Annotated in this window: 20 protein-coding genes; 11 read left to right on the top strand and 9 right to left on the bottom strand. The window is 60.7% G+C overall.

Annotated elements, in window-relative coordinates; genetic code table 11:
* Window positions 1-108 precede the first annotated feature (108 nt).
* Together ACN2XU_RS22850 and ACN2XU_RS22845 are read left to right on the top strand one after the other, a co-directional pair.
* Complete coding sequence (locus ACN2XU_RS22850) at window positions 109-1,140, top strand: LacI family DNA-binding transcriptional regulator (protein ID WP_419412670.1); 1,032 nt, start codon at window positions 109-111, stop codon at window positions 1,138-1,140.
* 57 nt (window positions 1,141-1,197) lie between these two features.
* Window positions 1,198-2,196 (top strand): LacI family DNA-binding transcriptional regulator, encoded by a 999-nt coding sequence (locus ACN2XU_RS22845; RefSeq protein WP_419412669.1) that lies wholly within the window; start codon window positions 1,198-1,200, stop codon window positions 2,194-2,196.
* Here the strand turns inward: ACN2XU_RS22845 and ACN2XU_RS22840 are convergent.
* From ACN2XU_RS22840 to ACN2XU_RS22830, 3 genes are read right to left on the bottom strand one after another with little or no spacing between them, the layout of a single operon-like run.
* Window positions 2,193-3,326, bottom strand: a complete 1,134-nt coding sequence (locus ACN2XU_RS22840; RefSeq protein ID WP_419412668.1) for a Gfo/Idh/MocA family protein — start codon at window positions 3,324-3,326, stop codon at window positions 2,193-2,195. The genes ACN2XU_RS22845 and ACN2XU_RS22840 overlap by 4 nt on opposite strands.
* A gap of 12 nt (window positions 3,327-3,338) precedes the next feature.
* Window positions 3,339-4,232, bottom strand: a complete 894-nt coding sequence (locus ACN2XU_RS22835; RefSeq protein WP_419412667.1) for a sugar phosphate isomerase/epimerase family protein — start codon at window positions 4,230-4,232, stop codon at window positions 3,339-3,341.
* A 9-nt stretch (window positions 4,233-4,241) separates the two neighbouring features.
* Window positions 4,242-5,345: a Gfo/Idh/MocA family protein gene (locus ACN2XU_RS22830; protein WP_419412666.1), complete on the bottom strand. Its 1,104-nt coding sequence runs from the start codon at window positions 5,343-5,345 to the stop codon at window positions 4,242-4,244.
* 87 nt (window positions 5,346-5,432) lie between these two features.
* Between ACN2XU_RS22830 and iolC the strand changes: the two genes are divergently transcribed.
* The 7 genes from iolC (at window position 5,433) to ACN2XU_RS22795 (ending at window position 12,529) form a co-directional block, all read left to right on the top strand.
* Window positions 5,433-6,407 (top strand): 5-dehydro-2-deoxygluconokinase, encoded by a 975-nt coding sequence (iolC, locus tag ACN2XU_RS22825; RefSeq protein ID WP_419412665.1) that lies wholly within the window; start codon window positions 5,433-5,435, stop codon window positions 6,405-6,407.
* Window positions 6,408-6,416: 9 nt separating this feature from the next.
* Entirely contained in the window at window positions 6,417-7,253 is an 837-nt protein-coding gene (locus ACN2XU_RS22820) for a 5-deoxy-glucuronate isomerase (RefSeq protein WP_419412664.1), read from the top strand.
* On the top strand, window positions 7,250-8,074 hold the full coding sequence (locus ACN2XU_RS22815; RefSeq protein WP_419412663.1) for a class II fructose-bisphosphate aldolase: 825 nt from the start codon (window positions 7,250-7,252) through the stop codon (window positions 8,072-8,074). The genes ACN2XU_RS22820 and ACN2XU_RS22815 overlap by 4 nt, the downstream gene beginning before the upstream one ends.
* Before the next feature lie 507 nt (window positions 8,075-8,581).
* Complete coding sequence (repA, locus tag ACN2XU_RS22810; protein WP_419412662.1) at window positions 8,582-9,733, top strand: plasmid partitioning protein RepA; 1,152 nt, start codon at window positions 8,582-8,584, stop codon at window positions 9,731-9,733.
* Window positions 9,730-10,683 (top strand): plasmid partitioning protein RepB, encoded by a 954-nt coding sequence (repB, locus tag ACN2XU_RS22805; RefSeq protein WP_419412661.1) that lies wholly within the window; start codon window positions 9,730-9,732, stop codon window positions 10,681-10,683. The genes repA and repB overlap by 4 nt, the downstream gene beginning before the upstream one ends.
* 305 nt (window positions 10,684-10,988) lie before the next feature.
* Window positions 10,989-12,077 carry a helix-turn-helix domain-containing protein gene (locus ACN2XU_RS22800; RefSeq protein ID WP_419412660.1) on the top strand — a complete coding sequence of 363 codons (1,089 nt, stop codon included), beginning with the start codon at window positions 10,989-10,991 and terminating at the stop codon, window positions 12,075-12,077.
* A gap of 212 nt (window positions 12,078-12,289) precedes the next feature.
* On the top strand, window positions 12,290-12,529 hold the full coding sequence (locus tag ACN2XU_RS22795; protein WP_419412659.1) for a hypothetical protein: 240 nt from the start codon (window positions 12,290-12,292) through the stop codon (window positions 12,527-12,529).
* Between the two features lie 80 nt (window positions 12,530-12,609).
* Here ACN2XU_RS22795 and ACN2XU_RS22790 read toward each other — a convergent pair whose 3' ends face one another.
* The 3 genes from ACN2XU_RS22790 to ACN2XU_RS22780 all read right to left on the bottom strand — a co-directional run bounded on the left by ACN2XU_RS22790 (window position 12,610) and on the right by ACN2XU_RS22780 (window position 16,474).
* Complete coding sequence (locus tag ACN2XU_RS22790) at window positions 12,610-13,932, bottom strand: hypothetical protein (RefSeq protein ID WP_419412658.1); 1,323 nt, start codon at window positions 13,930-13,932, stop codon at window positions 12,610-12,612.
* Window positions 13,929-15,839 carry a site-specific integrase gene (locus ACN2XU_RS22785; RefSeq protein ID WP_419412657.1) on the bottom strand — a complete coding sequence of 637 codons (1,911 nt, stop codon included), beginning with the start codon at window positions 15,837-15,839 and terminating at the stop codon, window positions 13,929-13,931. Before ACN2XU_RS22785 ends, ACN2XU_RS22790 begins: the two co-directional genes overlap by 4 nt.
* Window positions 15,840-16,057: 218 nt before the next feature.
* The gene (locus tag ACN2XU_RS22780) at window positions 16,058-16,474 is read right to left on the bottom strand and encodes a helix-turn-helix domain-containing protein (RefSeq protein ID WP_419412656.1); all 417 of its coding nucleotides are present in this window, start codon (window positions 16,472-16,474) and stop codon (window positions 16,058-16,060) included.
* Window positions 16,475-16,707: 233 nt separating this feature from the next.
* Here ACN2XU_RS22780 and ACN2XU_RS22775 point away from each other — a divergent pair, with 233 nt between their 5' ends.
* The gene (locus ACN2XU_RS22775; RefSeq protein WP_419412655.1) at window positions 16,708-17,619 is read left to right on the top strand and encodes a hypothetical protein; all 912 of its coding nucleotides are present in this window, start codon (window positions 16,708-16,710) and stop codon (window positions 17,617-17,619) included.
* Window positions 17,620-17,864: 245 nt separating this feature from the next.
* Here the strand turns inward: ACN2XU_RS22775 and ACN2XU_RS22770 are convergent, their stop codons facing one another.
* Both ACN2XU_RS22770 and ACN2XU_RS22765 read right to left on the bottom strand, forming a co-directional pair.
* Window positions 17,865-18,494 carry an RES family NAD+ phosphorylase gene (locus ACN2XU_RS22770; protein ID WP_419412654.1) on the bottom strand — a complete coding sequence of 210 codons (630 nt, stop codon included), beginning with the start codon at window positions 18,492-18,494 and terminating at the stop codon, window positions 17,865-17,867.
* Window positions 18,491-19,261: a helix-turn-helix domain-containing protein gene (locus ACN2XU_RS22765; protein WP_419412653.1), complete on the bottom strand. Its 771-nt coding sequence runs from the start codon at window positions 19,259-19,261 to the stop codon at window positions 18,491-18,493. Before ACN2XU_RS22765 ends, ACN2XU_RS22770 begins: the two co-directional genes overlap by 4 nt.
* A 416-nt stretch (window positions 19,262-19,677) precedes the next feature.
* On the opposite strand from ACN2XU_RS22765, the gene ACN2XU_RS22760 reads away from it, so the two are divergent.
* On the top strand, window positions 19,678-19,806 hold the full coding sequence (locus tag ACN2XU_RS22760; protein WP_419412652.1) for a hypothetical protein: 129 nt from the start codon (window positions 19,678-19,680) through the stop codon (window positions 19,804-19,806).
* Here the strand turns inward: ACN2XU_RS22760 and ACN2XU_RS22755 are convergent.
* Complete coding sequence (locus ACN2XU_RS22755) at window positions 19,781-20,164, bottom strand: hypothetical protein (protein ID WP_419412651.1); 384 nt, start codon at window positions 20,162-20,164, stop codon at window positions 19,781-19,783. The two genes, ACN2XU_RS22760 and ACN2XU_RS22755, sit on opposite strands and share 26 nt — an antisense overlap.
* Between the last annotated feature and the right edge of the window lie 111 nt (window positions 20,165-20,275).

Here is a 20,275-nt window from a genome sequence, read left to right as displayed (position 1 = left end):
GGGGCACCTTATCCCCTACCAAAATGGCCAGATAGAAATTTCGATTGTGATTACCTCAAAAAACACCAATTATTTGCGCCATACTGATGTAATTGCCTCAAAGCACGGATGACACGAAAACCGACAATTGCAGACCTCGCCAATGCGACAGGCCTTGGGGCCGCCACGGTCGACCGTGTTCTGAACGCGCGCCCCAACGTGTCCGCGCGCGCCCGACAGCGCGTGACAGAGGCCGCGCAACAATTGGGCTATCCCCTGCCCCGGCATCTCGAAGATGGCCTGCGCGACACGAGACCGGACCTGTCCCTCGGCTTCGTCCTGCACAAGAAAAGCCAGCATTTCTATCAGCGCTTCGCCCAGCAGATCGAAGCTGCCTGCGCCGCGCGCCCTGATGCACGGATCACATGTTCGATCCGGTTCTCCGTGTCTCAATCACCCGAGGATTTTGTCCGTGAAATCCGAACTTTGGCGGATAGATGCCAGGCCATCGCCGCCACCGGCGTGAACCATGCCAGCCTGACCAATCTCAGCGCCGAACTGGCCGCCCGGCACATCCCGTTATTCTCGTTGCTGAACGATTTCACCGGCGCGACCGGGCGCGGCTATTTCGGCCTCGACAATCTCAAGGCGGGGCGAACAGCGGGATGGATGATGGCGACCCGCCTGCAACGCCCAGCCAGGGTCGCGGTCTTCGTGGGCGGCACCCGTTGGCATGGGCAGGCCATGCGCGAGACCGGGTTTCGATCCTACTTGCGCGAATACGCCCCCGCCATCCATGTCCTCGACACGGCGATCAACCTTGAGACCCGCCAATTGACGTATGAAGCAACGCTCGACCTGCTGACCCGCGTGCCTGATCTGGACGGCCTTTATGTCGCGGGCGGCGGGATGGAAGGCGCCATCGCCGCGCTTCGCGAGATGCGCCCCTCGGACAAGGTGACACTGATCGTCAACGAACTGACCCCCGAAAGCCAGCGCGGCCTGTCCGATCGATATGTCACGATGGTGATCGCCACGCCGCTGGATCAACTGTGCAGCGCGCTGCTGGACCGGATGACAGGTGCGATCCTGAGGCCGGATGAGCCGGGGCGGGGTGCGTCAGGACTTGACCAACAGATCTACCTGCCGGAGTCTTTTTAGTCGCGCGCAGGGCGGTTAGCGATCAGTATGCGGCAGGCGAAACTTGAGAAGCAGGCGATGGCAGTCACGTTGAAGGATGTCGCGAAACGCGCGGGCGTGTCACGCTCTGCCGTCTCGCGAACCTTTACACCCGGCGCGTCCGTGTCCGACAAGACGCGCGCCAAGGTCGAACAGGCCGCGCGCGAGTTGGGATATCACCCCAACGCGCTGGCCTCTTCGCTGACCACGGGCCGGACCAAGTTGATCGGGCTGGTGTCGAACAACTTTCACAACCCGGTCTTCCTGCAGGTCTTCGACCTGTTCACCCGGGCCTTGCAGGATCGGGGCCTGCGCCCGCTTCTGGTCAACCTGTCGGACGAGACCGACCCGACGAACTCGGTGCGCATGTTGCGGCAGTATTCGGTGGACGGGGTCGTTGTTGCCTCCTCCACCTTGCCGCCCAGTTTCGCCGAAGCCTTTGCCGAGGCGGGTATCCCTATCGTCAACAGCTTTGGGCGACCTGTCGCAGCGTCCAAGGTGCATATCGTCGGCATCGACAATGTCGCCGCTGGCAGGCTGGCTGCTTCGACCCTGATCGCGCGGGGATATCGGCGGATCGGCTTTTTGGGCGGACCAGAGGCCGCGACAACGACCCAAGACCGGCTGACCGGCTTTGCCGAGGTCGTCGCGGCCCGTCCGGACCTGGTCCTGAGCCACAGCTTCGCAACCGCCTACAGCTTTGACGCCGGGCGGCGAGAGATGCTGAGACTGGTCCAACAAGGTCCGGCAGAGGCGTATTTCTGCGGCGACGATGTGCTGTCCATCGGGGCCATGTCGGCGGTTCGGGATTGCGGCCTGTCCGTGCCCGAGGATGTCGGGCTGATCGGCCTGAACGATATGGAAATGGCAGGCTGGGAGAATATCGCCTTGACGACGATCCGCCAGCCGATCCCCGAGATCGTCCGGTCTTCGGTCGACCTGATCAGCGCCCTTGTCGCCGATCCCGACCACCCGGTCGAAACGCGCGTCCTGCCCTGCGCCCTGATCGAGCGCAGGACGTTGCGCCCCCTGCCCTAACGGAACATTGGCGGGCGGGCGTCCACCCATGCGCCGCCCTGACGGGCCGAGGCCACCGCCGCATGGACCGCCGCCATCGACCGCACCCCGTCTGCCGCATTGGGCAGACCGTCCCGTGCCTCGCCCCGGATGGCGTCGGCCAGATCGCAATAGATGTTGGCGACCGCCAGCGGAAAGCCTTCGGGGTGGGCGATGGCCACGCGGGACAGGCGTTGCGCGTCAGGATGCAGGCCGCCCTCGCCCTTCTCGATGATCTGCGTCCGGCCTCCAACCGGCGTGTAGATCAGCTGGTTAGGCTGCTCTGAAGCCCAGCGAAGCCCCCCCGTCTCGCCAAACACCTGAATGTCGAAGCCATGCTGCCGCCCGATCGCCACGGAGGACGTCCACAGCCGCCCGACAGTACCGCCCGCCATGCGGAAATTGACCATCGCGTCATCTTCCAACTCGCGCGAGGGGATGGTCGAGGCGAAATCCGCAGAAAGCTTTTCGACCTGATTGCCTGTGATGAACGAGGCCATATGCAGCGCATGGATGCCGCAATCGGCGAATTGCCCCGACACCCCCGCCATGGCCGGATCATAGCGCCAGCGCACGCGCGGATTGTCGGCGTCGGTCGCATCGCCGTGGTGGCCATGGCTGAAATTGGTGACGACCAGCCGCACTTTGCCGATCTCGCCCGCCGCGACCATGGCGCGGGCCTGCCGGATCATCGGATAGGCAGAGTAGCAGTAGTTCACCGCGCAGATCTTGCCCGAGGCCTTTGCCACGCGGACGATGTCCTCGCCTTCTTCGACGGTCATCGTCATCGGCTTTTCGCACAGCACGTTGAACCCGGCCTGAAGGAAGGCCTTGGTGATCTCGAAATGCGTGGCGTTCGGCGTGGCGACGGTGACCAGATCAACCCGGTCGGGTCGGTCCTTTTCACCCGCCAGCATCTCGCGCCAATCGCCATAGGCGCGGTCGGCGTCGATGCCGAGGCTTTGCGCATAGGCACGGCCCTCATCGGGCCTGTGATCCAGCGCGCCCGCGACAAACTCGAACTGCCCGTCAGCTTGCGCGCCCAGACGATGTGCCGGTCCGATCTGGCTGCCTTCCCCGCCGCCGATCATGCCCCATTTCAGTTTTGCCATGGCCGTTAGTCCTCAGTTGAAGCCGATGCTTTCAAGGTATTCGCGGTTCTTCCGGGCATCGCCAGCCGGGTCCGGGTCCAGCGTCGGGTCGCAATCCTGCTCTATGGTGCACCAGCCCTGATAGCCGCTGTCCAAAAGCACCTGACGCACCGCCGGAAAGTCGACCTCGCCCTCGGACAGGTTGCAGAATATGCCCTGCCCGCAGGCGTCGTAGAACCCGGTGCGATTGGCAATCGCCTGCGCCTTGACCTGCGCATCGGTGGATTTGAAATGCACATAGGTGATCCGCTCCATGTGCCGTTTCATGAAGGCCACCGGATCAAAGCCCGCATAGGTGCAATGGCCGGTGTCGATGCACAGTTTCAGCAGGTCGGGGTCGACCTCTGACAAGAGGCGTTCGACCTCGGGCTCGAAATCCATGAAACCGCCCGCGTGCGGGTGCATTTCCGGGATCAGACCGTAGTCTTCGGCCCCCATCCGGGCAATGGTGACGATCCGGTCGCGGAAGGCCGCCCACTCGGCGGGGTCCATCTGCTCGGCCTCCGCCGCCCGGCCCGCCGTCTGCGCACGCCGGGGCGAGATCGAGTCGATCAGCACGAAATGCTTTGCCCCGTGCGCTTTTAGCGCCTTGCAGGTGCGCACCGCGCCATCCATGACCTCGTCCCACTTGTCCGGGTCGTGAAAGGGGCGGAAGACCACGCCGCCGATCAGCTCCAGCCCGTATTCGTCCAGCGCCTCGCCCAATTCCGCCGGGTCCTCGGGCATGAAGCCCACAGGGCCCAGTTCGATCCCGGTATAGCCCGCCTCGGCGCAGTCGCTCAGCACGCTGCGCCAGCTTGGATTGCGCGGATTATCCGCGAATTCGACGCCCCAGGAACAGGGCGCATTGCCGATGCGAATTGTCATGTCTCTCTCTTAGACCTGCGTGACCGGCACCCATTGCCGGGTCTTTGATGAAGCCAAGGCCGCCTCGACCACCTCGGCCACGGCAAGCCCGTCGCGAAAGCTGGGCCAGACCGCGCTGCCCGTCTCGATGGCGCGCAAGAAGTCGCGCGCCTCGATGATGATCTGGTCCTGATAGCCGGTGCCATGCCCCGGCCCTTGGCAAAAGGGTGCGTAATCCGGATGCGCCGGACCGGTCAGGATCTTCGTGAAACCGCGCGTGGCCTCCGGCCCTTCGGCGCGGTAGAGCCAGACCGCGTTCTGATCCTCTTGGTCAAAGCGGATCGCGCCCTGTGTCCCATGGATTTCATAGGCATAGCCCATCTTGCGGCCCGTCGCGGTGCGGCTGGAATAGATGTGCCCCATCACGCCAGAGGCAAAGCGGCACATGATCTGGGCATGGTCGTCATTGGTGACAGGGCCACCGGGGCGTTCAGCATGGACGGTCTCGACCTCTGCCATGACCGACACGATCGGCCCCATCAGCGCCAGCGCGGCGTTGATCGGATGCGGGGCCAGATCGCCCATATTGCCATTGGCCTGTCCCACCCCACGCCAACCGCGCGGCGCGGTCGGGTCGGCATAGAAATCCTCGGTATGCTCGCCGCGAAACCACGTCACCCGCCCGATGGCGCCCTCGGCCAAGAGCTGCCGGACGAACTGGCTGGCAGGCGTGCGGATATAGTTGAAGCCGACCATGTTGGCGACGCCCGCAGCTTCGGCGGCGGCGACCATGGCGCGGGCATTTTCGACGGTGTCCGCAAGGGGCTTTTCGCAGAACACCGGCTTTCCCAGCGCAAAGGCGGCCTCGGCAATCGCCCGGTGGCTGTCTTGCGGCGCGGCGATGATGACGGCCTCGACCTTTGGATCAGCGACCAGCTCCTGCCAGTCACGGGCCGCGCGGGCAAAGCCGAACTGGTCCCGGTAGCGCGTGGCGCTCTCAAGGCTGGAGGCCGCGACCATTTCCAGCCGGGGGCGCAGGGCGGTATCGAACACGGCCCCCACGGCGGACATGGCTACGGCATGGGCCTTGCCCATGTAACCACCGCCAACGATGCCGATGCCGATCCGGGTCATTCTGTGCCGCCTCTCAGGGTTCGTTTTCGCATTGCAACCGGTTGCAAATTTCGTAACCTGCCGCCGGGAATGGCGCAAGGGGGGAACATGCGGCTGGGCGGGCTTGAAAAGAACAGCTTTGTCATCATCGGGCGCGCCGGGATCGACTTTTTCACCGAGGCCGGGGTCAAGGTCGAAGAGGCGGAGAGCATGACCGTCGATCTTGGCGGGTCGGCGGCCAACACCGCCGTGGGCCTGTGCAAGCTGGGCAGCAAGGCTGCGCTGGTCACGCGTGTCTCCGACGATGCGGTGGGCCGCTACTGCATAAACCGGCTGAAACATTACGGTGTCGATCCGCGCCACGTGACGCCGGTGGGCGGCGAGTATCGCAACTCGCTGGCGGTCTATGAAAGCGTGATGGACGGCCATCGCAACGTCATCTACCGCAACGGCGCCGCCGATTTCCAGATGGAGGTCGCCGATGTCGAGGCGGTCGATTACGCCGCCTATGGCGCGCTGATCACCGCAGGCACCGTCTTTGCGTCCGAGCCGTCGCGCAGCGCCGCCTTCCGTGCCATCGACCTTGCGCGCGGCGCCGGTCTGCCGATCATCTTCGACGTGGATTACCGTCCCTACAGCTGGCCCTCGGCAGAAGTTGCGTCAGACGTGCTTAGCCGGGCTGCGGCCCTGTCCGACGTAATCGTTGGCAATGACGAGGAATTCGGCTTTGTGGCCGGGGCCTATGACAAGGGCCTGACCAAGGCGCAGGCGCTGGCCGATGCGGGCGCTGCCATCGTCATCTACAAGATGGGCGCCGAGGGGGCGATGACCTTTTCCGAGGGCAAGACCCTGCGCACCGGCATCTATGCCGTGGACGCCCTGAAACCTGTCGGTGCGGGCGACAGCTTCATGGCGGGGTTCCTGAGCGGGCTGGCCAGCGGTCAATCGGTGCAGGACGCGGTGCTGCGCGGGTCTGCCTGCGCGTCGATCACCGTTTCGAGCCCCGGCTGCGCGCCCGCCCTGCCCGACACCGCCGAACTGGACGACTTTCTGCGCGGCCACCCCGGCCCCAGCCTGACCTGAAGGACAGCCATGCATATCGCCCCCTACGACAACCGAAACCGGCCTATCGTCGATATCGACAACCCGACCGTGCCGCTGAATTACTTCAACATCGTCAAGCTCAGCCGGGGTCAGGCCTTCGACTATCAGGTGCCGGGGTTTGAGACCTGCATCGTCCCCGCCACCGGCACGGTCGATGTGGATGTCGAGGGCGTCCCCTTCGCCAACCTCGGCAATCGCGGCACCGATGTCTGGGATGGCGAGCCCGAGGGGGTCTATGTGCCCTCCGGCGCCAAGGTCACAATGGTCTGTGTGTCTGACACGGCCGAGGTCTTTGTCGCCGGGGCGAAATACGACAAGGTGCTCGACCCGTTCGACGTGCGCGAGCACGATCTGGTGCAATACGGATCAGACGACACGAAAACCCACCGCAAGATCAAGCACATCCTCGGCCAGAAACAGCATGACAAAGTGGGCCGCCTTCTGGTGTCCGAACTGTTCACCGTGGGCGCGGGCGGCTGGTCCGGCTTTCCCAGCCACAAGCACGACACCGACAGGCTTCCGCTGGAAACGCGGCATGACGAGACCTACAACTTCCGATTCAAGCCCAATCACGGATCTGGCCTGCAGATGCTGCAACGCGAAGATGGCAAGCCGGGGGACGCCTATCACATCGTCGATGGCTCGACGATCTGTCTGGACAATGGCTATCACCCCTGCTGCGTGCTGCCAGGCTACGAGATGTATTACTTCACCATCCTCGGCGGGCTGTCGCAACGCCCGCTTGTGCAGTTCTTTCAGCCGTCCCATGCCGATCAGATCGAGACGATCCCCGGCATCAAGGACATGATTGCCAAGTTCAAATGACGCTGGTCACGCTTTCGGACGTCCTGCAACCGGCGCTGCGCGACGGCTATGCCGTGGCCGGGCTGGTCTGCCTTGGATGGGAGGACATGCGCGCCTATGTCGACGCCGCCGAGGCCGAGGGCGTTCCGGTCATCCTGCAGGCCGGGCCGTCCTGCCGCGCCCACACCCCCCTGCCCGTCCTTGGCGCCATGTTACGCCATCTGGCGGAAGCGGCCAGCGTTCCGGTCGTCGCCCATCTGGACCACGGCTATACGCTGGACGAGTGTCGGCAGGCGCTCGACTGCGGGTTTACCTCGGTGATGTTCGACGGCTCGCGCAAACCTTTGCAGCAGAACATCGACGAGACCGCGCGTATTGCCGAATTGGCCCATGCGGTGGGCGCCTCCTGCGAGGGCGAGATCGGTTTCGTGGGGTATGCCGATGGAGCGACAAGCGCGGGCACCGACCCCGAAGAGGCACGACGCTTTGCCGCCGAGACCGGCATCGACGCCATGGCGATCTCCGTCGGTAATGTGCATCTGCAACAAGGCGCGGGTCACCGTCTGGACGAGACGCGCATCCGCGCCATCGAGGCCGTCACGAACCTGCCGCTGGTGATCCATGGGGGCTCGGGTGTTCCGGCCGATCAGCGACGCGCGCTGGCGCGCGGGTCGGCGATCTGCAAGTTCAACATTGGCACTGAACTGCGCATGGCCTTTGGCACCGCTCTCCGCTCTGCTCTCGATGCGAATCCTGACTGGTTCGACCGCCTGGACATCATGTCAGACGCCGAACGCTCCCTCGTTCCAAAAATCCAAGAAGTTTTGCGCGCTTTGCGGTGACTGATCGCCGATCATGGGTGAATGACTTTTTGCCGGGCGAACAGGTCAATGTCACTCAATTATTCCTTGATCTTTGGCCTGTGATGCCTGCCTCCGCTGACGGTTCTTCATCCAACAGCCGTACACGACTGAGCTATTCCTGTTTGATGCGAAAAATGCAACTTTTCGGGAGCTAAGCAGTCTAACACGCGCCGCTTCACGGCGATTCTACTTGCCGCCGACCGCAGCTCGGAATGGCTACTTCATAATGTACCAATCGTCCGTCAATTTACCACATGTGCTCACCTTGACTACTCTTACGCCCGTGCATGCTGACTGAACCAATATGTTGATTTTTCAATCGGTTAGCGGGAAATGTTGTCGGCAGCCAAGGCAGCCTTAGCATCAAAATAGCCTTGTCGTTGACGAAAAGCTGGATTTTACCCAAAAATCAACGTAGTCGTGTGGTTAACAAGAAACACAACGAGGGCGGCGGCAGTGATCAGAGGATCTACCGAATTTGCGGACATGTCCGAAAGCATGGACAATCTGCTCCAAGCGCATGCTAAGACCTTCCACCCTCCGGACGCGAGCAAGCACCTCCGTGAATTCAACATGGCAGAAGCTGCGGACCTCATGAATATGAAGGTCACGACATTCCGAACGCACCATGCAAAGCTCCCTGAAGACCTGCCTCAAGGCGAGTTAACCAACGCAAATCGCCGCTATTTCCGCCTTGAAGAAGTCCACCAGCTTCAGGACTATCTTTACAGCATCGGCAAGATTTCCGCAAAGGACTACCCTCGTCGACAAGATGGAGAACGCACGCAAATCGTTTCGACCTTCAATTTGAAGGGCGGCGTGGCCAAGACGTCGACCGTCATCCATGCGGCGACAATGTTTGCGGCACGCGGCTATCGGGTGCTGCTGATCGACCTTGACGCTCAGGCAAGCGCGACCAACCTTCTTGGGAGCCATCCGGATCAGGATCCGGACATGCTGACCATCTATGACGCAATCACTTTCAAGGATCCGGTTCCGATCCGCGACACGGTCCGCACCACCTATTTTCCGAAGCTGCACCTGATCCCCGCATCGATGCAGATCATGGAATTCGAATTCGAAACTGCCCTCTCCTTCCAGGATCGTACGGGGTCAACTGGTAGCTTTCAGGATCGCCTCCGCTTGCAGTTGGAGACCATCCAGGAAGACTACGACATCATCCTGTTTGACACGCCTCCGGCGCTTAATTTCGCTGTCTTGTCGTCCCTGTTCGCTTCCACCGGCGTAATCATCCCGGTCGGAGCGTCAATGATTGATGCCATGAGCCTCCGATCCTTCCTCGATATGGCATCGGGGTTGATCGGCACGATCGAAGAACAGACCTCGGATCATTCCTTCAATTTCATCAAGGTGTTGATCACCAAGTACGAAGCGACGGACAATCCGTCGGTCCAAATGGCGGGCTTCCTACGCGCCGCGCTGGGAAATCGGGTTATGGGGCCGGAGTTCGTGAAATCCACGGCAATCAGCGATGCCGCAAACACGATCCAGCCCCTTATCGAGGTCGACCCGCGGGACATGACCCGAAAGACATACGACCGCGCCTTTGACTCAGTTAGGCGCGTGACCGACGAGATTTTGCGGGAAATCCATCGTGCTTGGGGACGGATCGAATGAAACGGAAACGTCACGACACCTTTGCCTCTTTGCTTTCGGCCAAGCCGACAGATGAGGAAGCGCCAAAACCTTTCCAGCGCGCCGACGTCTCACGTGAGGAGATGAGAAAAACAAGTCCAACTGTTGCCAGGACAAATGCGATACAGGAGGCGACGAAGGACAATCGTCTTGTCACCCTGCCCCCGAGCCTGATTAAGGACAGCTTGCTGACTGACCGCTTCTCGCTCGACGCAGAAATTGACGACCTCGTCGAATCCATCCGGGAGTTCGGTCAGCGGGTGCCCGCCCAGGTGCGCCGCCTGCCGAGCGGAGACCGGGAAATCGTATACGGCCGACGACGACTTGAGGCTTGCCGCAGGCTGGGCCGCGACCTTCTTTGCCAGATTGTCGACATGACTGACGAAGAAGCGATCGCAGCGAGAGGTCTTGAAAACAGTGCGCGCCGTGATCCGTCTTTCATCGAGAAGGCATTCTTTGCCTACGACATCTGCAAGGCCGGTCATACGACCGATTTCGCCGGCAAGGCCCTGTCAACCAACCGCACTCAGATCAGCCGTATGACCGGCATTATCGAAGATCTCCCCGAAGAATTGATCCGCGCCATCGGCCCTGCCCCTAAGTCCGGGCGCAGGCCGTGGGAAGACCTGCGGAAGCTGACCGAAGGCTGGTCCCAGTCCCGCAAGCTCGGCCTGCTCAAAGACATCCACCTTGAGGACGACAGCGATAAGCGCCTGAAAGCGCTTCTGAGGATATTGGCGACGAAGAAGGCCCCGGCGCAACCAACCGGCGAAGCGACTGTCGTCCCAGGGCGCATCACGGCACTGTCTGCCGGTCCGGCACAAACGACCTACAAGATGGCCGACCCGGAAGAGGAAGGTTTCCTGACCTTCCTCGACGCGCAGATGCCTGAACTCTACGCGCGCTGGCAGTCTGACCGCGACGACCCGTAACAGCGAATACGCGGCGGTCGATACGGTCGCCGTGGCGAAGACGGGCCAAGCCCGCACACACAGGCAAAAACCAGAGCAAGGAGCAGACACCCGGCAAAAAGAAACCCCCCGAAGGCTGTTACACACTTCAGAGGGCTCCATCTGTTTAGCACCTAATGGATACCTCCTCACGCGAATCAGCGCAACACCTTTCGGGTGGGCAAAGAGGTTTTGCCGTCTGAAATTTTATGATGAACACAGAACCTGTATCGCGCACTGCGGATGGGCACGGCCCAGCCATATCTTCGCATAAGCCCCTTCCCGGCATGGCAACGATCGCCGAACAGCGGGTATTCACCCCCGTACTCCGCCGCCAATTGGTCCATGCGCTCGGCACAGCGGCGGAAAGCCTCGGCCTTAAAGGCAAAGACCTTCCCGTACTCTTGGCCCTGCTGAGTTTCATAAAAACCAAGGGAACAGGATCCTCCGCCGAGATTTCACCTGGCCAGTTGTTGTGTGTCTTTGCAAGCAACGCCGCCATCGTAGACCGCTGCCAAGTGACTGTCGATGAGCGCTCCGTGAGACGCAGCATTGACCGTTTCTGCCAACTTGGGCTCGCTGTTCGCCGAGACAGCAACAACGGCAAACGATTTCCGCGCTACCAGAACGGCGTGCTTGTCGCGGCTTTCGGTATTGATATGTCTCCGCTGATCTACAAGGCAGAAGAGATATATGCGCTCGCCAAACGCGCCACTCACGAAGCCGCCACCATCCGTGCGTTACGATCGGAAGCCAGACAACTCTGCAACAAAGCGATTTCCACGATTTCCGACGTCGATGTCGTAAACTGGTTTGCAGAGGCTGGCCGCATCATCCGTCGCAAGATCAGTTTGGAGGCCTTGATAGACATTCGCGATGAGATCGTAAAAAAGCTTTGGGAGAGCATGTCCAGCGACGAACAAGTCGAAGACGCGCACGAGGAAATCTCCAGCGGCGACATCAAGAAATCAAGCAATTCAGACGAGCCGCAGGAGGTCAATACAGCCCCCCTGCCCGTCTCTGCCGGACAAGATGTCCGCCAAAGAAAAAAAAGAACAGAAAATAAAAATAACTACGAAGCACAAAACACCACCCATCAAGACATCTGGAATAGCATCTCGGAAGTGCGCTCCTTCTACGAAGAAGCTCCGACCTCGTTTTCAAGTCTGGCTCGACGTTTGATAGACTTTTCCACCCTTCTTGGGATGAAGCCAAACGTAGTTGCGGCGGCTCTCGGGAGAAACAACTTACAGGTGGTCGCCACAATCCTAAACGACATAGCGACCAGGATCATCGAAATACCATCTCCTACGTCAGCATTCTTTGATGGCTTGAATAACTCGCCTAACTTCGTTGGGTCAGAACAGCCGCAATAGGTTGCCCAAGTGTGCCCGCGGGCACACTTGGCTTATAGCCGGATGGACTGTGCCCGCGGGCACACTTCAAGACCAAGGTCACCACAACTCCCGTCTTAGAAGGGTCCACCTAACAAAGACAATAAAGGCTGAGATCGAAAGAACCTGAATATCTATACAAACCATCAAGATTTCGCAGCTAACAAACGGCAAATTTCACAGGAGCCGAGAAAATGCATGAAACCAAGATGTATGCTGTAGCGATCTTCGATGCCGACAATGGGAATGAAGTAAAGCTCTTCCGAACCGAGAAGTCAGCCGACGCATACTTGCGCGAAGTTACCGCAACATACCTCGGTTTGGACCAGATCCCATCTGACGTAGACTGTCAGAAATTGCTCATCGAAGAGTTTGAAGGTTCAAGCCATGCTATTCCTGACGTCGACTATTATCTTTGTGAAATCAATGACTGATCAAACACTGGCACCAAAGCAGTCCCTTTAGTGCAGTCCACGTCCCCCAAAGTCATGATGCCTTCCGAAACATCTCATCGCTATGACCAAATCATTCTCGAACGTTGCCATTCGGACTGTCCGGCAGCTGCAGAACATTCAGAGCGATAAGCCTCGCCCGACTTCTGCGATCCGTGGCCCAAGTGAGCGGAGATCACGTTCGCTGCGTGTTCCGGGTCGTAGTGGCGCATGTAGTCCGCGGCGGCTGTGCGGAGGTCGTGAGACGGGACGCCGATTGCGGAAAGCGTCAATTCTGATGGAAGGTTACGATACGCCTGGCATTCTGACTGGGATAGCAGGAACAGCCCCTCAAGCTCATGGTACCTGTGATAAACCAAACGGTCCGGGCGGCCGCCGAGTATCCACAGATCGAGGATGTAGCAGACTTCAGGCCAAAGCACGCCTGCTTCCGTGTTCTTTCCGGTCTTTCCCTGTTGCCAAGCCAGAGACCATTCCCCGTTCGGCTGTCGCACAATGTCATGCCCGATGCGCCAGCTTACCATATCGCCCTTTCGCGCCGGTTTGTTCATGAAGACTGCGCAGACCATTGCGGTCTGCAGCGCCCTGCGACCGGCGGCGCTGTGCACGGGCAGACTTTCGGCGCGTCTTAGACACACTGCGATGCGATCAGCAGCATACCCGAAGCCTCCGCGCTCCATGAACGCGCCAATCCGCGCCTCCTTGTTTTTCGGCATCATGGCGGCCTGTTCGCGCAGATCTTCCGCGACCAGCTGCATGGGCAGAAGGTGGACGCGGTCGATCCCGCCGAACCGACCGAGGGCGATCAGGCCGTCGAGGTAGCCTGCCGCCGTGATCGGTTTCACCCGTGCAGTCGCGTCGGCGTTGAACAGGAAGGCGTCGGCAAGATCGGCAGCGGCGACAAATCCGAAGTCGCTTGACGCGCGGCCTGCACGCACCATAGCTGCGCAGCGGTCGATGCTCGCCCGATAGCGGCGCTTCGAGCTTTGCTTGATCGGAGCCGCATCGAGGGCGGGGGCCAACGCGCGCCAAGCGGCTGGCCAGATAGTCGGTTGGACGGGGGTCGACTTGCCCATTGTGACGTGTTTCGGCCTCCGGGCATACCATTCCTCACTGACTGTGACGGCGTTAGATGTGCAGATATGCGGGGCATAACGCGCAAGGCATCGAAGCAGGGTTCTGAAGGTCGATTCAGAAGCTGCTGCGTCGCGAAAGCTCTTTGAGGAGGGCAGGGTAGGGGCGTCCCGGTTCTCCTTCATTGCCGCGAAAAGACGCGCGGTGACGTCTGCACCTCCCGGCGGCAGCGCCTCACGCGCGTCCAGCATGGCCCGGCGCACCGCAGGCGGGACCGGCGGGACGAGTTTCTCTTCAAGGGTCTTTCTCATGGGAGGTTTCCTTTCAGGCGTCTGAAGATATCGGGGTGTTTTGCGAGTAGGGCTGCGCGCACCGCCTGTGCTGCCTGTTGTCCGCTGTCTTTGCCGTAGTGCTTTCGCGCGATCTCTTCGGAGTTGCAGAGGATCGAAGCCACGGTGGCGTAGTCGCCGGGATGAACTGCAAGATGCAGCGTGGCGACAGCATGGCGGCACTGATGGGGCGTCATGCCGTGGCCGAGGTGGCGCTCGCCAAGATCCCAAAGTTCCGCGATGGCTGCGACGGACATGGCACCGGGCGGCAGCCGCATCCGGTCGCTGCGCAGCCGCGGGGTGGCCGTGCCGGGGAAGAGGTAGGGACTATCCTCAAGATCGCGCAATTCGAGCAACCGCGGGCGATGCACCTTTTGCCAGTCCCAGAGGATTTCGGCATCGGCTCCGACGACGTTGACGATCACCGTTTGTCCGTTCTTGACTTCGACCCCGGCAAAACGGATCTCCGCGTGCGCGCGGTCCTTGACCCATATGACGTTGCGCGGCGTGTCTTTCGTCGCGCGAATGCGCGCGTAAAACAGGTTGCTGGTCCTAAGGGGCCGACTGACCTGAATCGCTCGCGCGGCGGCAGACGCGTGCAGGCGCAGAGCTTGCTCTTCTCCCCACGTTCCTTTTTTCGCCTCGGCAAGATCTTTTTCAGCGATTTCATGCAGACGGTCCGGCGAATTGACGAACACTGCTGCGAGATGAGGGTTCAGACGCAGCCTGTCGACGACGGCTTCAACTTCTGCCGTCATCGCCCGCGGCGAGAGGATGAAGTCATCGTAGACTATCTCGATCACGTTCAGCGCGGCCAGCGCTTCTTTCGATTGCAGGCCATGCCGGGCGATCGTTTTCAGATTAGTGATGCGGGACCACAAAGTCGAACTCTTGTCAGGATTCTTGAGGTTAGAAGAGTTGCGCGACCGCTCGATCTGAGCGGCACAGGCGACGTCCAAGACCTCGGTCGAAAACAGATCATCGAAGGACGGCAGGGTGGCAAAATCATCGCCGGCTTCGGTCTGTTCCCGCAGCAGCCAGGTTGTCGCCTGTCTGTATCCAGCCGATGCTGTCTCAGGGTTTTTCGGTGTCCGCTTGCGGTTCTTCTTCAATGCCGCGATCTCTGCGTCGATCTCCACAGCCGTGCGACCGGCTTTGAGCTGCTCGCGCGCCCAGGCTTTGAGGTCAGATGCTTTTCGTAGAGTCTTGCTGAAGACCGCCTCGGCATCGCTCCGGAAATCTGTGGGAAGCGATTTCCACTCAATTCTGCGCGCGCGGTCGGGAGACGACGGAATGACAAACCCCGGGTGGGGCAGCAGACCGGCAAGACCAGGCAGGATGTTGTGCTTGCGGTGAAGTTCCAAGATACGCAAAAGCGCTCGGCGCAATGAGCGACGGCCGTCCGGGGTTGCCTCCGACCAGAGCCGATCGATTTCGGCTTGGTCGAGATCCGGCAGGGCGACACGCGCTCGGGCGCGGAGTGTCACGAAGGGTTTGTGCGCATTTTTGGTGAACAACGCCCCTTCTTCCACGAAGCCTTCATGCGCGCAAATGAACTCGATAAGCTTGGTGTAGCTGTCACGGATCGATGGAGCAGTACGCCGGGTTCCATGCGCCTCGTGAAACCGTCCGAGCAGCGACCGGATGCGGGAATTGCCACGCTTGCGGGCTTTGTCGAGGTCGGCAGCCTTCGAGACCGCGCCGTAGGGGGAAGGCGCGATGTGCCGCTCGAAATATGCCAAATCAGCCGGGATCAGCCCGATCTCCTCGTCGAGATAACCGAGGCGCGCCGGGATCTTCTCGAGCTCGTAGAGCGCATCCTTTTTCACGGCCTGGGCCCGCGCCCAATTGAGCACGTCGCTCATCATGAAAGTCGTCATCGTGTTCATATTCATCTCCCGGTTCCGTCCCGCCGTTCAGCGTCTGCACAGGCAGAGGCGCTGAGCGGCGGGTCGGGGCAGGGCCGTCCTTGGCCCTTCAGGAGATCGCGCCCGGCGGGCGAATTCGCACCTCGTTGCGTGGATTTCCGGGATTTCGCAGTGAGGCCCCCAAAGATAACACCGATTTATGTTCGGGGGCGGTTGTGCGACACGCGCGGCTTGCCGGCTCATTGCATGGATCCCTCTGTCGCACTGTGCGACGGGGTTTCCGGGAGCAGCTCTTCCGGATCAATCTCGAAGCCAAACCGGCCCCGCAGCCATTCTGACACATCCACCGGATTTGCCCGGACATTGCTGAACACGCGGCGTGTCGGCATGCCATCCGCGATCCAACTGTCAACAGTGCGCAGGCTGACGTTCAGCGCCGCGGCGATGGATGTCTTGCCGACCAGCGGCAACTCGTTGCGCTTGCGCATCTCGGCCGAGCGCGGGTAGGGGCCCTCTTCGCATCCCCAGACATCTTCCCATGCCACCCGGTGCTGTCGGTTCAGACGTTGCGACGGCAGCCGCCCTGCCGCGATGTACCGAAGGATTGTGCCTGAGGTGAGATTCCAATGGCTGGCTACGTCTTCAACGGTCAACATGTTCTACTCCTGTTCTGATGACAGGGCGCAGATAGTCGCCGCGAGGAGAGTGCAGAAATTGGCAGGCCAAACGCCTCGAGAACAGCCGTTTCCGATTTATGAACAATCCGGAGATCGGTAGATAAGTAAATGTAATTAAACAATAAATGAAATTTCTTGCGAGGCGATGGCTTTCGTTTCCGAGCGGAGTCCATCGTACCGATCTGGTTCCTGATCAACCTCAGGAGCCTCGAATGTCACTCTCCAGCAAGACCAAGCCCGCCAACCCTCTCGACAAGTTCTACACCCGCCCCGAAACCGCTCAATCCTGCCTGCAGCATCTCTGGCATGTCTTGCCGGACCTGTCGGCGGACCTCTTCGTCGAACCCTCAGCTGGCGATGGCACCTTTCTCGATCTGCTGCCAGAGCCGCGCGTCGGGATCGACATTTCACCGGATGCTCCGGGGATCATCGCGGCGGACTATCTGACCTGGCAGCCAGATCAGGACGCCCGCCGCATCGTTTTCGTGGGCAACCCGCCGTTCGGCAAGAATGCCTCTCTCGCGATCCGATTCTTTAACCGGGCGGCGGAATATGCCGAGGTCATCGCGATGATCCTGCCGGCCTCGCTGATGAAAGGCTCGATGCAGAGCCGACTGGACCGTCGGTTTCATCTTGTGAGTGAGATGCCCTTGCATGACGAACTCTTCCGCGTCGGAGACCATCGGCATCCGGTCCATACGGTATTCCAGGTCTGGCAACGCCGACCAACGCTGCGGCCCAAATGCGTCGGTCAAACCAAGCATCAAGACTTCCGTTTCGTGGCGGCCGCGTCAGAAGCTGATTTTGCCGTCCGGCGCATCGGGGGAAGGGCAGGGGCCATCCTGCCGCTTCCGGTGGGTGCCAGCACAGCACGGGGGTATTCCCCGAACTCCAACCTGTTCATCAAGGCGGTGGGATCTGCGCCCGAAATCGTCGAGGCGCGGTTCAAGCGGCTGGATTTCAGCGACTGCCGTCGGCAGGTGGCGTCGAACCCGTCGGTGTCGAAGCGGGAGATCGTTGCGCTCTATGACGCTCAGCTTGAGATCGAGGCACTGCTATCGCGTCAGCAGGCAACGGGGCGGTCGATGCGCTGTCTCGATGCCGTCGCCGAGTCCGGCACCTGAGGTTGCGGGGTCTTGGCTTCAATCACATCATAGGATCTGCGGCGCGAGCCGACGAGGCATCGCTTCCGGGGTGGAAGGCCAGAACTGGTGCCGTATATGCAGACACAAGACGCGGGCAGCGATTTCGTCGATCAGACCGTCGATCGGAAGATCGGATTCCCTCATTTCAAGACCAGGTTGTTCTATCGGACGCCAAGATAACGGAACCCTTTGGACTGCGTCACCAGTACCCCGCCGGGCTCATTCTACGGTGCCCCGAAGATCGATTTTCCATGCCTGTCGAGAAGGGCGCCAACCTCGCTCAGCAGATCGGGCAGCGGCGTGGTCTCGAACTCGGCCAGCGCGATGTCCGCTCTTTCAAAAAGGGCGATGCAGGGCTCATCCGGGTTGTGGCGGGAGGCATAGAGGATGCCGTCCGGCCTCTCGGGGTGATCGAAGAGGGCATCGGACCAGGTGCCGCAGGGATCGTAGGGACCAGTCGAGATGGCAGCCGTTGTCCCGAGGCGCGAGAGGTTCTCGCCCATGGCTTTCACGAGGCGCAGATCGCGGGAGGCCTGCAGGATGGAGCGGCTTCTCTGCTTGATCTCGGAGTAGCTGACCGTCAGCCGCTGCGGATTGCGCAGCAAGGTCTCGATCATGGCCGCATCGGGACCAGGCGCCAAATATAGGACTCCGAAGCGCCCACTCAGGCAGTCGAAACGGAATGTCGGCGGATGTCCGGGTCCAGGCCCGTAGAAAATGGGGCTGTAGGTCGATCTGTGGACCCGGTAGCGCAGGCTGCCCGCTGAAAATGTTTCAAGCGGAAGACTGCGCCGATGCAGATCCGCAGGAGGGCCCGGCGCTGCCCCCGTCGTGCCGCGCGGCGCCTTGCTCATGCGTACCCGTCGCCGCCTTGCTGCGCGACATGGCGCGACACCGCCTCCGCATCCCCCTGCTGGATCGCTTGCAGCAGGCTCCGATCGCCCAAGGCTTCATCCGGGGCGAGGAGGATATCGAGGATGACCCAAGGGTCATCGCCCGCATGCGCCTGCAGCACCTCTTCGATGCCGGTAAGCACATCCTCCTTGCCGAATTGGAAAGCCGGGTAGACCCAGTCCGATGCCACCCGCACGGCAAGCAGCTTGTGTGCATTGCGCCGCTTGTCGATCGCCTGGCGCGTGATGCCCAATAGGTCTGCGACCTGCGCGCTCGACAGCATTTCTCCAGCCATCTCCATCAGCGTACGGCGGTGCGCGATGGAGCGTCCGACAGCGCCGGCGAGCGGGTCCGTCTGCAAGGACGGCTCGGAGATGCGCGGATCACTCATGACGCGCGCCAGAGCTCCGAAATCGGAAGGCGCGGCGAGCGTGGACAGGATCAGATCCTTGGGCATGGTGCTGACCATCCGATCCACGGTGCGCATGCATCTCATGAGCAGAACCTGTTTGATCTGCGCATCCGTCTTGGCCTGCGCAGGCATCATGGCCCGCACCAGCTCGCCGGAGCCTGAACCGCTGGACATGGCCGCCTGAAAAAAGGAGTCGGGCATCTCCGCCGCGATCCGTTTGATCCAGTTTTCGGATTGCGCGACGAATCTTTCCCGATCGGAAGCCGAAGACTTGTGCTGCGGGTTCGATGCACTGTCGAAAGAAGCGGTAGACATGAGGTCCTCCCCAACTTGGTTGCGCTCTTACCTTATATAGGATCAATGTGATAAAAGCAACCCGAGAGACAGTAGCTCCACCCCATCTCATCGAAGAGCATTGCGATTTCGGCGATGAAAGCGGCCACAACGCTGCTTTGGGGGCGGAAGAGGGTCGACAAGCCTGCATGTTCCACACCAAAGTGCGGGACCCCAGCAGGACGGCTGCCATTGCCATTGGGCAAGCTCATCCACGGTCATGGGCTCGAGGACGTACGGAACACGATCAACTTCCCCCGCGGCGCCCCCGAGAGGGGCGGAAACATTACAAAGATCGTCAGCGTGAGGAGCCGCTCCGGGAAAATGTCCCAACAGGTATTGCGGGCATTCATCAGAGCTGCCTACGATTACCTGGCCCAACGGGCGAGGATACGGGCATGTCGCTCAAAGAGGCCGACATCGCGCTGACCAAGGATGACGGCATTCCGTTCCGATCACAGCTCGGCAATCTGCAAGCGGGCCGCCGAAACAGCGGCCGCTTCAGCCGGCGCTTCGCTCCGCAATAATCCAGTCAATCGTGTCCCAATCATGGGTCGTGACATCCCCCTTTATCAGCAGGGCGAGCAGCCCAAGCTGCCATTTTGTCGGCAGAGTGCTTGAAGGATCACGAGCGATTCCCGACAGCACGTCCGCGAACAATCTGTGCGGATCGGCCTCGCATTGCGCGAGATAGTGTCCCAGACGCCCCCGTCCGCCCGTGCGCTCTATGAAAGACGAGAAGACCGCAGCACGCTGACCGAACTCTATACGACCAGCCGTCTCGTCAAAGGACACGATCCAGCGAGGGAGATCCTTGATCAAACGTTCGCGCGCTTTGGCTTGAAGATCATGAACTGTCATGGGTTCAAAATAAGCGTCAGGCACGAGTTTCGCAATTCCGTCCGGGAGTGGAAATGCATGCATGTGCTTGAAATAAAGTGAAAATTGAAGACATCTCTTCGTTGTTGTTCCTCCAAATAAAAGCGGCGCTGTCTA

The organism is Pacificoceanicola niger, from assembly GCF_048553275.1.
GTDB lineage: Bacteria > Pseudomonadota > Alphaproteobacteria > Rhodobacterales > Rhodobacteraceae > Pacificoceanicola.
The sequence above is the reverse complement of the archived record's forward strand: the minus strand, read 5'-3'. Positions and strand labels throughout refer to the sequence as shown.